The organism is Marinobacter sp. ES-1 (genome assembly GCF_000475255.1).
Taxonomy (GTDB): Bacteria; Pseudomonadota; Gammaproteobacteria; order Pseudomonadales; family Oleiphilaceae; genus Marinobacter; species Marinobacter vinifirmus.
Genome location: NZ_AXBV01000027.1, coordinates 95,411 through 109,105, shown reverse-complemented (window position 1 = coordinate 109,105; position 13,695 = coordinate 95,411). Strand labels below are relative to the sequence as shown.

Here is a 13,695-nt window from a genome sequence, read left to right as displayed (position 1 = left end):
CACAGACTCAAGGGAGACCACGCTTTGGAAGATTACATTATCTGGTTTGACCACCTGGGAATGTCCGATGTTGACCGTGTTGGAGGCAAGAACGCTTCCCTCGGTGAAATGATCAGTAATCTCGCCAATGCAGGTGTTACCGTTCCTGGCGGTTTTGCAACAACTGCACACGCCTACCGGGAATTCCTGGCCACCGATGGCCTGAAAGACCGCATTGATGAAGCCCTGGATGCCCTGGACGTTAACGATGTTAACGAACTGGCCCGGGTTGGCGCACAGATTCGCCAGTGGGTGATCGACACCCCGTTCCCCGACGTTCTTGATAATGCCCTGAAAGAAGCCTACGCGAAACTCCGGGATGGCAATGAGTCCATGGCGGTTGCTGTTCGTTCTTCTGCGACTGCGGAAGACCTGCCGGATGCATCTTTCGCTGGCCAGCAGGAAACCTTTCTGAACGTGGTTGGCCTGGAGCAGGTTCGTGTTTCTGTCAAAGAAGTATTTGCCTCCCTGTTCAACGACCGTGCGATTTCCTACCGGGTTCACCACGGCTTTGACCACAAGCTGGTGGCGCTGTCTGCCGGTATCCAGAAAATGGTGCGCAGTGAAACCGCTTCCAGCGGCGTCATGTTTACCCTGGACACTGAATCCGGTTTCCGTGACGTGGTGTTTATCACCTCTTCCTATGGCCTGGGCGAGACAGTGGTACAGGGCGCGGTAAACCCTGACGAATTCTATGTACACAAGCCGACCCTGGAAGCGGGCCGTCCGTCTGTGCTGCGCCGTAACCTGGGCAGCAAGGCCATCAAGATGGTTTACCATTCCGAGCCCGGCGAAGGTAAGTTTGTGGAGACCGTGAAGGTAGACCACGACGAGCGCAACAGCTTCTCCATCACCGACGCGGAAGTAGAAGAACTGGCCAAGCAAGCCATGATCATCGAAAAGCACTACCAGCGCCCGATGGACATCGAGTGGGCCAAAGACGGCGATGACGGCAAGATCTACATCGTTCAGGCCCGCCCTGAAACCGTCAAGAGCCGTGCGTCTGCCAACGTAATGGAGCGCTACCTGCTGAAAGAAACCGGCAAGGTGCTGGTAGAAGGCCGCAGTATCGGCCACAAGATCGGCAGTGGCCCGGTGAAGATTATCACCAGCATTAACGAGATGGACCGTGTGCAGCCCGGCGACGTGCTGGTAACAGACATGACCGACCCGGACTGGGAGCCGGTCATGAAGCGTGCGTCTGCCATTGTGACAGACCGTGGCGGCCGTACCTGCCACGCGGCGATCATTGCCCGTGAGCTGGGTATCCCGGCGGTAGTCGGCTGTGGTGATGCCACCGAGCTGCTGAACGATGGCCAGGAAGTGACTGTGTCCTGCGCCGAAGGCGACACCGGCATGATCTACGAGGGTGCGCTGGACTTCGAACTGCGTGAGAACACCGTCGATTCCATGCCCAACATTCCGTTCAAGATCATGATGAACGTGGGCAACCCGGACCGTGCCTTTGATTTCCAGGCGCTGCCGAACGAAGGTGTGGGCCTGGCCCGCCTCGAGTTCATCATCAACCGGATGATCGGCGTGCACCCGAAAGCACTGCTGAACTACGACAACCTGCCGCGGGATATCAAGCAGACCGTAGACAAGCGCATTGCCGGCTACACCTCGCCGGTGGACTTCTACGTGGACAAGCTGGTTGAGGGTATTTCCACCCTGGCCGCAGCCTTTGCGCCCAAGAAGGTGATTGTTCGCCTGTCTGACTTCAAATCCAACGAGTACGCCAACCTGATCGGCGGTACTTTGTACGAGCCGGACGAAGAGAACCCGATGCTGGGCTTCCGTGGTGCGTCCCGCTATATTTCCGAAACCTTCCGTGACTGTTTCGAGCTGGAATGCCGTGCCCTGAAAAAGGTGCGCAACGAGATGGGCCTCACCAACGTGGAAGTGATGGTTCCGTTTGTGCGCACGGTAGGCGAAGCCGAGCAGGTGGTGAACCTGCTGGCCGAGAACGGCCTGAAGCGCGGCGAGAACGGCCTGCGGGTGATCATGATGTGCGAGCTGCCGGCCAACGCTCTGCTGGCGGATCAGTTCCTGGAGCACTTCGATGGCTTCTCTATCGGTTCCAACGACCTGACCCAGCTGACCCTGGGCCTGGACCGGGATTCCGGCATCATTGCCCACCTGTTCGATGAGCGGAACGATGCGGTGAAGATCCTCCTGTCCAACGCTATCCAGGCCTGCAAGAAAGCCGGCAAGTACATCGGCATCTGTGGTCAGGGCCCGTCGGATCATCCGGACCTGGCCAAGTGGCTGATGGACGAGGGTATCGATACGGTATCCCTGAACCCGGATTCTGTCCTGGATACCTGGTTCTTCCTGGCCGACGAAAAGATTGACTGATTACGAACGCTTCGGAAAAAGGAGAGTAGCAAGGTGAGCAATATTATTACGCCGGATCTGTGCGACGAGTTTCCGGAAGTACAGGTGGTGGAAGCCGGTTTCAACAACTACGGTGGTGTTCGCCAGTTTGGCGGCGAAATCGTAACGGTTAAGTGCTTCGAAGATAACTCCATCGTAAAAGAGCAGGTTGGCCTGCCGGGCAACGGCCGGGTGATGGTGGTTGACGGTGGCGGCTCAAAGCGGAATGCGCTGCTGGGCGATATGCTGGCCGAGAAAGCCGCTGAGAACGGCTGGGCCGGGCTGGTTATCTATGGCTGCATCCGCGATGTAGACGAGATCGGCAAGACCCATCTGGGTGTTCAGGCGCTGGGTACCATTCCGCGCAAGACCGAGAAGCGTGGCATTGGTGACCTGAACATTCCGGTGACCTTCCACGGGGTGACGTTCCACCCGGGGCAGTATGTCTATGCCGATAACAACGGCATCATTGTTTCCGAGAAGCCCCTGGTGTAATTCCGGGGCAGGAAGCAGAAACAAAAACGGCGGCCAGATGGGCCGCCGTTTTTGTTTGCAGGACTGGAACTTGAAGGGCCGGTGATCAGGCCCAGTTGTCGGTCTTGCGGGTAGGTTTGAGCATGGGCACCAGAAGCGCCAGCAGCACGCCGGCAAACACCAGGCCGGCGCCCAGCAGCATGAAGTCGGATTCTTTGCCGGCTTCCAGGCGCTCGTTTTCTGCGGTCAGTACTTCCAGGTCGTTACGCAGTTTCTGGTTGTCTTCCAGCAGCTCCCGGTTGCGGCGCTCCAGGTTGATGGAGTCGGCGGCGATGTTCTTGATGCGCTCCAGTTCTGTCTGCAATTGCCGGGACCGGCTGGACAGGTTGCTTTCGGCACTCTCCAGTTCGTCGCGCTCGGAGGTAACGGTATTCAGCTGTTCCCGGGCCTGGGCCAGTTCTGCCCGGGCGGTTTCAAGGTCTCGGGTTGCCTGTTGCAGACGGTCTTCTGCGATGGGCTGGTTGCTCAGATACTGGCTGGCTACCCAGCCTTCGTTACCCTTGGAGGTGCGTACCCGGGTGTAGCCGTCTCCGGTTTCGAGCACTTCCATGCGGGTGCCGCTGACTGCGTTCTCGATAATGCGGAACTGGGAGCCGGCGCCGGTGCGGACAGGCAGGTAAACTTTGTCGTCTACCCAAACCGTTCGGGCCTGGGCCACGGCAACCGAGCTGATGATAAGCAGTAAGCTGAGAAATAAACGAAACGGTGTCACGGGCGGGTTTCCCTGAGTTTGACGGTTGTTGCTTTAGTTTGCCTGAAAATCAAGGCGCCAATTTTGTCACAGGATGGCCGTGGTTCAAAAGCGCCCGAGGGTTACAATCCGCTCATGCTGCTCAGGGCAGGGCGACCTTGTAGGGCTTCACTTTCACTTCCTTGTAAACACCAGCATCCACATACGGGTCGGCATCGGCCCAGGCCTGTGCCTGCTCAAGGGATTCAAACTCGGCAATTACCAGGCTGCCGGTAAAGCCGGAATCGCCCGGTTCCGGTGAGTCGATGGCCGGGTGCGGGCCGGCAACCAGCAGGCGGCCCTGGTTTTTGAGGTCTTCAAGCCGGGCCAGGTGGGCCGGGCGCGCCTGTTTGCGCAGGGTCAGGCTGTCCGGGATGTCTTCACTGATAATGGCGTAATACATAGGTGCTCCGGTTATCGTGGGCCGGGGTAACGGCCCGCAGGCCAAGGCTGATACACTGTGGCCACGTTTTATGACAGGAATGCCCGTGACTATACCCCAACACCAGAATCCATGCATCGACCTGCATTGCCACAGCACCGCGTCGGATGGCGCATTGGCTCCCGAGGAGCTGGTTCAGCGCGCGGCAGAGCAGGGCGTTACCCACCTGGCCCTGACTGACCACGATACGATCAACGGCCTGGAGCCGGCGCGACAGGCGGCTGCAGGGCACGGGATGACACTGGTTAACGGCACTGAGCTGTCCTGCGTATGGCGCAGCCAGACCATTCATATCGTCGGGCTGGATTTTGATCACGAGGATGCCGATTTCCTGGCAGCGCTGGCGCGCCAGCATGACAACCGCTGGCAGCGTGCCCGGTTGATCGCCGACAAGCTGTCCAAGCTGAAAGTGGATGGATTGCTGGAAAAGGCCACCGCCCATGCCGGTGGGGATGTTCCGGGCCGCCCCCACTTTGCCCGGGTGCTGATTGATGAGGGTGTGGTCTCCCGAATGGATGCCGCCTTCAAGCGCTATCTGGGTACCGGCAAGCCGGGTGATGTGAAAGCCTGCTGGCCGGAACTGGACGAGGTGGTTGGCTGGATTGAGCGGGCCGGGGGGATCTCTGTGCTGGCGCATCCCCGCAAGTACAAGCTGACCGCGACCAAGTTGCGGGAGCTGACGGCGGATTTCCGAAGAGCCGGGGGGCGAGGTATCGAGGTGTCTGTTTCCGGGCAGTCCAGTGGTGATCTGGGCTTTGTGGCGGAACTGGCCAGGCGGGAGAAGCTGCTGGCATCGCAGGGCAGTGATTTCCACTTTCCCGGTGCGCCCTGGTGCGAGCTGGGCAAGATAACAAAAATGCCAGAGGGGCTGGAGCCCGTCTGGCATCATTTCAAGCAGCCGGTCAGCGCCGGGGTTTAATCCGGCGCGTGGAACAGCAGGTACAGATCGGTCAGTGAATCCGGGATGGCTTCTGCCATCCGGCTGGCCAGTTTCTCGTCGTTGCGGACTTTCTGGAAGTCTTCATCGTCGAACAGGCCAGACAGTGTCAGCATGGGCACCATCAGGTCTGCCACTTCTTCTTCATCGGCGGCTTCGAGCCATTCTTCCTCGTGATCCAGGAAGGTGTCTACGAACCCTGCGCACCAGTTTTCCAGTGCGTTCATGGGGTCGCCGTCTTCCGGCTCCGGGAGTTCCAGCGACTGGCCCATATCCAGCAGGTGGGCCATTTCCCTGGAGAGTTCGTTCACGCAGTGAGCGAAGATCTCGGGTACCCCGCCATCGGGCAGGTTATCTGCGCCGGTGGCAAGGCGGAAGATATCTTCCGCCCCGAGGCTGACCGGGCCAACGACGCTGGCGCATACCACCCCGTGCAGTCCGAAGAAGTCCAGGGCGTCGTCACCCCAGGGCTCGGCGAAGAGGATGTCTTCCAGCGCTTCGATGTCCGAATTGGTCAGCATAATCAATTACTCCCGGCCTGCTTTTCAGCTTCGGCCTTTTTAGCTTCTTCGGCCGCTCGCTGACGCTTGCGGACCTCTCTTGGATCATTGTAAGCGCGGCCCGGAGTTACCGGTACGTCTTCCGGCTTGGCCTGGGCTTCGGGAGCTGGCTCTTCCGCCTTCTCGGCCTTTGCTTCCGGCTTTTCTTCGGCCTTCACTTCAGGCTTGCTCTCCGGCTTGGCTTCAGCCTTTTCCTCAGCCTTGAGCTCGGTTTTCGCTTCAGGAGCCTTGGCAGGCTCAGCCGCTTCGGCCGGCTTGCTGGTGGCTTCCGGAGCTGTCTCTGCCTTGTCGGCTTGTTCCGGCTTGTCAGCGTTATCCGCCTTGTCTGCCTTCTCTGCTTTTTCTGCAGCCTTGGGCTTGCGCGGGCGGCCGCCGGAGCGGGGTTTGCGGGCCGGCTTGTCTTCGCTGGCTTGGGGCTTTTCCTCGGCCTTGGCTTCCGCTTTGTCTTCGGCCTTGGCTTCGGTGCTTTCAGTCTGCTCAGCTTTCGCCTCAGCCTTTTCCGCTTCTGGCTTGGTCTCTTCAGCCTTGGGCTCTGCAGGCTTGGTCTCTTCGACCTTCGGCTCTTCAACCTTCGACTCTACAGCAGGCTTGGTTTCAACCGGCTTGGTTTCGGCTGGCTTGCTGGCTTCAGGCTGTTCTGCCGTCTCGGCCCTGGGCTTTTCTTCCGCCGCCGGAGCCTTCTCGGGCTGCTTGGCAACCTCTTGCTTCACCTCGGCCTTGGCCACCTCAGGTTTCTTCACCTCAGCAGTATCCTGCTCGACGGCTTTTTCCGGCTGGGTGTCTTTCTGGTGCTTTTCGCTACGCTCGGCTTTACGCTCAGCCGGAGTAGACACCGGAGCCTCGGCCGGAGAACCGTCCCGGTTACGCTGACGACGCGGCTTGCGGCGCTTGTCATCGGCTGCCGGCTTGTCGCTGGCCTGCTGCGGCTGCTGGTTGTCAGTCTGGTCGCGGGTTTCCTTCTGGTCTTTCTGGTCCTTCGGATCCCGCTGCGGACGGTTACGGTTCTGGCTGCGGTTCTGGGAATCCCGGCGGTTATCGCGACGGTTGTCGTTTCCGCGGTTATCCGCGCCTTTGTTGTCGGCAGACTTGTCCTGCTGGCCTTGGCGACTGCCGATACTGCGGGACTGGTCGTCGCTGCGGTTGTTGCGGTTCCGGCTGCGGTTGTCGTCGCTGCGGTTCTGGGAACCGCCCTGGCGGCGATCGTTGCCGTTGCGGTTACTGCTGCCACCGCCACTGCGCTGATCATCACGGGCTACGCGGGTTTTCCGGCGATCCTGGCGGGCCTGGGGCCGACGGTCGTCAGTACGCTCGCGGGTGGTGCTGCGCTGGTTGGTGGTGCCTTCGCTTTCCGGCTGGTCGCCGCGGAAGAAGCAGGCAATTTTCTTGCCCAGTTTGCGGAACAGGCCTTCTTCCTGCTCGCTGGCTTCCTGGCTGGCTGGCGCCGCTGCCGGAGTGGGCGCAGGAGCCGCCGGGCGAATGGCTTTTACAGCGGCCTGTTCGCGTACCGGCTTTTCGGTGCCGGGCATTTCAACAACGGCTTCTTCTTCGCGCTCGTTGTACTGCTGGGCAACCTGGTGGCTGGAAACGTGTTCCGGGGTGGCTTCATCCTGGCGCAGGCGAATGATCTCGAAGTGCGGGGTTTCCATGTTGGGCACCGGGGCAACCACAACAGAGACTCCCTGGCGGGCTTCGATATCGGCCAGCTGCTTGCGCTTCTCGTTCAGCAGGAAGGTGGCCACAGAGACCGGCACCATGGCGCGGACTTCGGCGGTTTTTTCCTTGGAAGACTCTTCGTAGATCAGGCGCATGATGCTCAGGGCCAGGGATTCGATACCCCGGATGGTGCCCTGGCCTTCACAGCGAGGGCACACTTCACTGCGGGTTTCACCCAGAGACGGGCGCAGGCGCTGCCGTGACATTTCCAGCAGGCCGAAGCGGGAGATCTTGCCAACCTGAACGCGGGCCCGGTCGATTTCCAGGGCTTCACGCATTTTATGCTCGACTTCACGCTGGTGCTTGGCCGGGGTCATGTCGATGAAATCGATCACGATCAGGCCACCCATGTCGCGCAGGCGCAACTGGCGGGCGATTTCTTCGGCCGCTTCCAGGTTGGTCTGCAGGGCAGTCTCCTCGATATCGTGGCCCTTGGTGGCCCGGGAGGAGTTGATGTCGATGGATACCAGCGCTTCGGTCGGATCGATCACGATGGAGCCGCCAGACGGCAGTTTTACTTCGCGCTGGAATGCGGTCTCAATCTGGCCTTCAATCTGGTAACGGCTGAACAGTGGGATTTCATCCTTGTACAGCTTGATCTTGTTTTCGAAGGTGGGCATGACGGCGCGAACGAAGCTCAGGACGTCTTCGTACACGCTTTCGGCGTCGATCAGGACTTCGCCGATGTCCTGGCGGAGGTAGTCGCGCACGGCGCGGATGATCACGTTGCTTTCCTGGTGAATCAGGAACGGAGCCTTGCGCTCGCCGGCCGCCTGGGTAATGGCTTCCCAGAACTGCACCAGGTAGTCGAGGTCCCACTGGAGCTCTTCGGTGGTACGGCCGATGCCGGCAGTACGCACAATGATGCCCATAGACTTGGGCACCTGGACGCCGTTCATGGCTTCTTTCAGCTGGGCCCGCTCTTCACCTTCGATACGGCGGGAAATGCCGCCGGCACGGGGGTTGTTCGGCATCAGCACCAGGTAGCGGCCGGCCAGGGAGATGAAAGTGGTCAGGGCTGCGCCCTTGTTGCCACGCTCTTCTTTATCGACCTGTACGATGACTTCCTGGCCTTCGGAGACCACATCCTTGATGTTGATCTTGCCTTCGATCTGGCCCGGGGATTTCTTGAAGTATTCCTTGGAGATTTCCTTCAGGGGAAGGAAGCCGTGGCGGTCGGCACCGAAGTCGACAAAGGCAGCTTCCAGGCTGGGCTCTACGCGGGTGATGCGGCCTTTGTAAATGTTGGATTTTTTCTGTTCGCGGGTGCTGGATTCGATATCCAGGTCAAACAGCCGTTGGCCGTCTACAAGCGCTACGCGCAACTCCTCGGGGTGAGTTGCATTGATCAGCATTCTTTTCATGGAAAGAAAGGGTTCCTGTCGTTTGTTAGTGACAGAAAACCGGAGGGTTCGCATCAGCGAAGCAGGATGTGCGTGCCGCAGGCCCTGTTACAGCAGGGAGGGGCCGGCGGCCAGACGGATCATACCCTTATGGGGTGAGATCCTGTAAGTCTGAGACCACCGCCTGTGATTCGCCTGCCTGTGGGCAGGGAGAGTTCGTTCAGGTTGAGTGTCTGTTGACGCATAATATCCGTTTTCAGGTTCACACAAACTCCTGGGTCTCACGTCGTATTGGTTTGCAGACGGCCCGGGTTCGCGTGGCAATGATTCTTCGCGATGTCGCCCGACGGTTTTCCGTTCGGTTGTTTCAGCTCCCGGTCAGGTGCAGCCTCTCTGGGTCTGGCCTGTGAGTCCGGAAGTTTGTCTCCCGCCGTGCCCGGTAATGATTGGGCTTGCGGCGTTCAATCTCTTAATCAGTGTCGGTATACTGCTGCCGCTCCGGCTTCTGACCAGAGTTCGTCAGGCCGTAGACAAACGGCAGAGCACGCCGGAATATAACAGTAAAGGGCTGATCATTCAATCCTGCATTCATCCACCGCAAAAGGTTTCCCATGGCGCGTAATTCTGGTTCCCGTAACAAGCCGTCCAGGGCTGGCAAACCGGGCCGGCCGGGCTCTTCCCGGGCAGGGCAGGGCAGGGCTGCGGCACCTGCGCCGGCTGCCGCGCCGGCGGAGCGCACGGTGCAGAAGGGGGTGCAATGGGTCAGCGTAGATGAGGATATGGCCGGCCAGCGGGTGGATAACTTTCTGATGGCCCGCTTGCGGGGTGTGCCCAAAAGCACGGTGTACCGGATTGTCCGCAAGGGCGAGGTGCGGGTTAATAAAGGGCGCGTGAAGCCGGATACCCGCCTTCAGGCCGGTGATGTGGTACGTATTCCGCCCATGGTGCAGCAGGCGAAAGCGGAGCAGCCAAAGCCCGGTGACCGGGTGCAGGGCGTCATGGAAGCAGCCGTGGTGTTTGAAAACGACGATATGCTGGTGGTGAACAAACCCTCCGGTATTGCCGTGCACGGCGGCAGCGGTTTGAGCTTCGGGCTGATCGAAGTGCTCCGTTCTTCCCGGCCACAGGCGAAGTTCCTGGAGCTGGTGCACCGGCTTGACCGTGATACTTCCGGGCTGGTGATGGTGGCGAAGAAACGATCAGCCCTGCGTTTTCTGCAGGATGAACTGCGCCACAAGCGGATACGTAAACACTACCATGCGCTGGTGGCGGGCACCTGGCCGGAAAAGCTGGCGCGGGTGGCCGAGCCGCTGTTGCGTTACGAGATGCCTAACGGCGAGCGCCGGGTGAAGGTGAGTGGCGAGGGCAAGGAATCGCTCACGCTGTATCGGTGTTTGCAGCGGTTTGAGGGTTATTCGCTGGTTGAGGCTTCGCCGGTTACCGGCCGTACCCACCAGATTCGCGTACATTGTGCCTGGGCGGGCCACCCGATTGCCGGAGACGACAAGTATATGGATGACGCCAGCCTGAAGGCGTTTCGGGCCGTGGGTGGTGAACGGTTGATGCTGCACGCCCGGGCACTGGAGTTCACATTGCCCGGTTCAGGTGAAGCAATGCGGCTGGAAGCTCCGTATGATACCCCTTTCGGCAAGCTGGTTGATGCGCTTGCCCGTCGCAGTAAAGGTAAGTTCTGATGAATGTAAAAGTAGTGATTTTTGACTGGGACGGAACCCTGATTGATTCCGTAGACCACATTGCTGACAGCCTGCACCAGGCCGCCACCGAGCTTGGGTATCCGGAACTGGAGCGTGAGGCCTATCGGGATATCATCGGCCTGGGCATGATCGAGGCTCTGGAAAAGCTGTATCCGGGGCTGACCCGCGACGAAATGCAGCGCATCCGCGATGGTTACGCAGGGTATTTCTTCCAGAAGGTGACCACCCCGCAGAACGTATTTGACGGTATGGCCGACGTGGTTACCGATATCCGGCGTTCCGGGTGCGGCTGCTCTGTGGCGACCGGCAAAAGCCGGCGCGGCCTGGCGAGGGCCCTGACCTCCAGTGGCTTGGGCCCGCACTTCGATATCACCCGGTGTGCGGACGAAACCCGTTCCAAGCCGGATCCGCTGATGCTGGAGGAGATCCTGGCTTTCTACGGCTATGAGCCGGAAGAGGCGGTGATGATTGGTGATACCCGCTACGACCTGGATATGGCCCGGCGTATCGGTATGCCGTCCATTGGCGTTGAGTGGGGTGTGCACCAGCGGGATGTGCTGCAGGAATACGACCCCCGCGCGGTAGTTACGTCGGTAGACGAGTTGCGGCGGGTTCTGGGGCTTTAATGGTTTTGTTACCGCATTGATCGGTTAAGGGATAGCGGATGAGCGAGTGGGATTCGGACAAGCAGCCCGGCTGGGGCGATGAGCCGGCGCAACCTGAAGAAAAAGGGCAGGGTGCGTCTTCCGGTAAGAAAGGCTGGTTTGGCAAGAAGCAGCCGGCTATGCCGCCGGAGTCTGGCCGGGACTGGCGGCTGATCGAGAAGCTGGTGATGTCGTTGCAGGCGGAGCAGCGACGAAGCCGGCGCTGGGGCATCTTTTTCAAGTTTCTGACCTTCGGTTACCTGTTCGCGTTGCTGTTCCTGATCCGGTCTCCCATCGGTGATGGCATGGCGGGTGCCACCGGTGCCCACACGGCATTGGTAGAAGTGAATGGCACCATTGCGGCGGATGAGCTGGCCAGTGCCGACAATCTGGTGGGTGCGCTGCGCTCGGCTTTCGAGGCCGAGAACTCCAGGGCGGTTGTGCTGCGCATCAACAGCCCGGGTGGCAGCCCGGTGCAGTCCGGTTATGTCTACGACGAGATCAAGCGCCTGCGGGAAGAGTACCCGGATAAAAAGCTGTATGCGGTGATTTCCGATATTGGGGCTTCCGGTGCCTATTACATTGCCGCGGCGGCTGATGAAATCTACGCCAACCGGGCAAGCCTGGTGGGTTCTATCGGCGTGGTTGCCGGTGGTTTCGGTTTCACCGGCCTGATGGAGAAGCTGGGTGTTGATCGGCGGCTTTATACCGCTGGCGAAAACAAGGCGTTCCTGGATCCGTTCTCACCCGAGCGTGAAGGCGAGGTTGCCTTCTGGCAGAGCGTGCTTGAAAACACCCACAAGCAGTTCGTGGAAGCTGTTAAGGCTGGCCGGGGTGACCGCCTGGCGGATAACGAAGAATTGTTCTCCGGCCTGGTGTGGAGCGGCGAGCAGGCGCTGGAGCTTGGCTTGATTGACGGGCTGGGTAGCACCTCCTGGGTGGCTCGCCAGCTGGTGGGCGAAGAAAAACTGGTTGATTACAGCCGCAACCGTTCGCCGTTCCAGGAACTGGTGGACCAGCTTGGTGTTGCGGTGGGTGAGGGCGTGGCCAGCCGCATGCTGGAGTCCCGCCTGGAGATTCGCTGAGCCAGGCTTTTCGGGTGAAGCAGTCCTGGTCCGGCTTGATCAGGGCTGCAGCAGCGGATTAACGCCCAGTTCCCTGAGCAGGTCGATCAGCGCGATCAGCGGCAGGCCGATCAGGCTGTTCGGGTCTCGCCCTTCCATGCTTCGGAACAGGGCAATGCCGAGCCCTTCCATTTTGAAGCTGCCGGCGCAGTCGTAGGGCTGTTCCTTATTCAGGTAGTTTTCGATTTCTTCAGCTGTCAGTTCCCGGAAGTGGACCTCGAAAGGTTCGCACCGGGTTTTCAGGGTGCCGTTACGGGTGTCCAGTACCGCAAGCCCGGTCAGGAATCTCACGCTGTTGCCGCTGCTAAGGCCTAGTTGTTCCCGGGCCTTCCGGTGGCTGCCGGGTTTGTTCAGTAAGGTGCCGTCCGGTAGTGTGGCCACCTGGTCGGAACCGATGATGATTGTGTCCGGGTAGTGTTCTGCCAGGGCCCGGGCCTTGCCGGTGGCCAACCGGAGCGCGAGTTGTTCGGCGGATTCGCCGGGAGCCGGCGTTTCATCAATGTCTGGGCTCGCACTGTTAAAGGGTAGCCCCAGCCTTGCCAGCAGCTCTTTGCGGTAAGGGGAGGATGAGGCGAGCAGCAGGGGCGGTTGGTTCATGAATGCCTTCTGGTTCAGGTGTATGGTGCGGTGATTCAGGCGGAAACGCCGGAGGTTATCGTAAAATACCCCTACTTAAACGGGAAGGGGTGGGTTAAAAGCGATTAAGTCTTTGACAGCAGGCGGTCTCGCCCCTAAAATTGCGCGCCTATGTCTGAAGCACCGAATGCTCAACTGCCAAAATCCGTAGACCCTAACCGGCTGGCGGAACAGAACACGACCCTGGAGGGAATTATTCCGCTCGCGGGGCTTGTTCGTTTCTCCGAAGCGGTTCCGGGGTTGCCGGAAGGCAGCGAGTGCCACGTTAAGCTTTCCTTTTTTATGGATAGCGAACGTCGCCGGTTGGTGTCGGGTGAAGTATCCGCACCGGTGATACTGGAATGCCAGCGTTGCATGAATAACATGCAGACAACGCTGGAATCCCGTTTTGATTTGGGGCTTGTGCTCAACGATGAGCAGGCTCAGAGGTTGCCCAAGGCGTTGGAACCCTTGCCGATGGAAGACTACAACGCAGATTTGTGGGCCATGGTGGAAGATGAACTGTTGCTGGTTCTGCCGCCGTTCCCCCTGCATGAACGCCAGGATTGCCCGGCGAGCAAGGAACTGGAAGCACTGGAACCACAGCAGGCCACCGAGAAGCCCGAGGCAAAGAAACGCGAGGATAACCCGTTCAGTGTTCTGGCGGGCCTCAAGAACACCAAGCACTAACGTTTTCGTAATCAGGTCAGGAGCATAATCATGGCTGTACAGCAAAATCGCAAGACCCGTTCCAAGCGCGGCATGCGCCGTTCACACGATGCCCTGAGCACTGCTGCTCTGAGCACCGACGCAACTACTGGTGAAGTACATCGTCGTCACCACGTATCTCCGGACGGTTTCTACCGCGGCAAGCAGGTTGTTGAAGCTCGCGACGAGTAAGATCGTCGGGAAACTCTTCTGAC

General features: G+C 59.6%; 13 protein-coding genes. 8 read left to right on the top strand and 5 right to left on the bottom strand.

Annotated features, from left to right (window positions below; translation table 11 throughout):
- The first annotated feature begins 24 nt into the window (after positions 1-24).
- Both ppsA and rraA read left to right on the top strand, forming a co-directional pair.
- Entirely contained in the window at positions 25-2,397 is a 2,373-nt protein-coding gene (gene ppsA / locus Q668_RS02845; protein WP_022988087.1) for a phosphoenolpyruvate synthase, read from the top strand.
- A 33-nt stretch (positions 2,398-2,430) separates the two neighbouring features.
- Positions 2,431-2,910: a ribonuclease E activity regulator RraA gene (gene rraA / locus Q668_RS02840; RefSeq protein ID WP_022988086.1), complete on the top strand. Its 480-nt coding sequence runs from the start codon at positions 2,431-2,433 to the stop codon at positions 2,908-2,910.
- 85 nt (positions 2,911-2,995) lie between these two features.
- Here rraA and Q668_RS02835 read toward each other — a convergent pair whose 3' ends face one another.
- Both Q668_RS02835 and Q668_RS02830 read right to left on the bottom strand, forming a co-directional pair.
- Complete coding sequence (locus Q668_RS02835) at positions 2,996-3,661, bottom strand: TIGR04211 family SH3 domain-containing protein (protein WP_022988085.1); 666 nt, start codon at positions 3,659-3,661, stop codon at positions 2,996-2,998.
- A gap of 121 nt (positions 3,662-3,782) precedes the next feature.
- A complete protein-coding gene (locus tag Q668_RS02830) occupies positions 3,783-4,082 on the bottom strand; it encodes a YciI family protein (RefSeq protein ID WP_022988084.1) in 300 nt (99 codons plus the stop codon).
- Positions 4,083-4,167: 85 nt separating this feature from the next.
- On the opposite strand from Q668_RS02830, the gene Q668_RS02825 reads away from it, so the two are divergent.
- Positions 4,168-5,040 carry a PHP domain-containing protein gene (locus tag Q668_RS02825; RefSeq protein WP_022988083.1) on the top strand — a complete coding sequence of 291 codons (873 nt, stop codon included), beginning with the start codon at positions 4,168-4,170 and terminating at the stop codon, positions 5,038-5,040.
- Here Q668_RS02825 and Q668_RS02820 read toward each other — a convergent pair.
- Together Q668_RS02820 and rne are read right to left on the bottom strand one after the other, a co-directional pair.
- On the bottom strand, positions 5,037-5,579 hold the full coding sequence (locus Q668_RS02820; RefSeq protein WP_022988082.1) for a YecA family protein: 543 nt from the start codon (positions 5,577-5,579) through the stop codon (positions 5,037-5,039). The genes Q668_RS02825 and Q668_RS02820 overlap by 4 nt on opposite strands.
- 2 nt (positions 5,580-5,581) lie before the next feature.
- On the bottom strand, positions 5,582-8,695 hold the full coding sequence (rne, locus tag Q668_RS02815; RefSeq protein WP_036218986.1) for a ribonuclease E: 3,114 nt from the start codon (positions 8,693-8,695) through the stop codon (positions 5,582-5,584).
- Positions 8,696-9,285: 590 nt separating this feature from the next.
- Here rne and rluC point away from each other — a divergent pair.
- From rluC to Q668_RS02800, 3 genes are read left to right on the top strand one after another with little or no spacing between them, the layout of a single operon-like run.
- Positions 9,286-10,368: a 23S rRNA pseudouridine(955/2504/2580) synthase RluC gene (gene rluC, locus Q668_RS02810; RefSeq protein WP_022988079.1), complete on the top strand. Its 1,083-nt coding sequence runs from the start codon at positions 9,286-9,288 to the stop codon at positions 10,366-10,368.
- Complete coding sequence (locus Q668_RS02805; RefSeq protein ID WP_022988078.1) at positions 10,368-11,015, top strand: HAD family hydrolase; 648 nt, start codon at positions 10,368-10,370, stop codon at positions 11,013-11,015. Before rluC ends, Q668_RS02805 begins: the two co-directional genes overlap by 1 nt.
- Positions 11,016-11,053: 38 nt before the next feature.
- Positions 11,054-12,118 (top strand): S49 family peptidase, encoded by a 1,065-nt coding sequence (locus Q668_RS02800; protein WP_022988077.1) that lies wholly within the window; start codon positions 11,054-11,056, stop codon positions 12,116-12,118.
- A 39-nt stretch (positions 12,119-12,157) separates the two neighbouring features.
- On the opposite strand, the gene Q668_RS02795 is transcribed toward Q668_RS02800, so the two are convergent.
- The gene (locus Q668_RS02795; protein ID WP_022988076.1) at positions 12,158-12,754 is read right to left on the bottom strand and encodes a Maf family protein; all 597 of its coding nucleotides are present in this window, start codon (positions 12,752-12,754) and stop codon (positions 12,158-12,160) included.
- A gap of 150 nt (positions 12,755-12,904) precedes the next feature.
- Between Q668_RS02795 and Q668_RS02790 the strand changes: the two genes are divergently transcribed.
- Both Q668_RS02790 and rpmF read left to right on the top strand, forming a co-directional pair.
- Entirely contained in the window at positions 12,905-13,462 is a 558-nt protein-coding gene (locus tag Q668_RS02790) for a YceD family protein (protein ID WP_022988075.1), read from the top strand.
- A 30-nt stretch (positions 13,463-13,492) separates the two neighbouring features.
- Positions 13,493-13,672 carry a 50S ribosomal protein L32 gene (gene rpmF / locus Q668_RS02785; RefSeq protein ID WP_022988074.1) on the top strand — a complete coding sequence of 60 codons (180 nt, stop codon included), beginning with the start codon at positions 13,493-13,495 and terminating at the stop codon, positions 13,670-13,672.
- The last annotated feature ends 23 nt before the right edge of the window (positions 13,673-13,695 follow it).

Excerpts from the sequence above, each read along its gene's own strand:
- Q668_RS02830 (WP_022988084.1), bottom strand. The coding sequence starts at position 4,082 with ATGTATTACGCCATTATCAGTGAAGACATCCCGGACAGCCTGACCCTG.
- Q668_RS02820 (WP_022988082.1), bottom strand. The coding sequence starts at position 5,579 with ATGCTGACCAATTCGGACATCGAAGCGCTGGAAGACATCCTCTTCGCC.
- rne (WP_036218986.1), bottom strand. The coding sequence starts at position 8,695 with ATGAAAAGAATGCTGATCAATGCAACTCACCCCGAGGAGTTGCGCGTA.
- rluC (WP_022988079.1), top strand. The coding sequence starts at position 9,286 with ATGGCGCGTAATTCTGGTTCCCGTAACAAGCCGTCCAGGGCTGGCAAA.
- Q668_RS02805 (WP_022988078.1), top strand. The coding sequence starts at position 10,368 with ATGAATGTAAAAGTAGTGATTTTTGACTGGGACGGAACCCTGATTGAT.
- Q668_RS02800 (WP_022988077.1), top strand. The coding sequence starts at position 11,054 with ATGAGCGAGTGGGATTCGGACAAGCAGCCCGGCTGGGGCGATGAGCCG.
- Q668_RS02795 (WP_022988076.1), bottom strand. The coding sequence starts at position 12,754 with ATGAACCAACCGCCCCTGCTGCTCGCCTCATCCTCCCCTTACCGCAAA.
- Q668_RS02790 (WP_022988075.1), top strand. The coding sequence starts at position 12,905 with ATGTCTGAAGCACCGAATGCTCAACTGCCAAAATCCGTAGACCCTAAC.
- rpmF (WP_022988074.1), top strand. The coding sequence starts at position 13,493 with ATGGCTGTACAGCAAAATCGCAAGACCCGTTCCAAGCGCGGCATGCGC.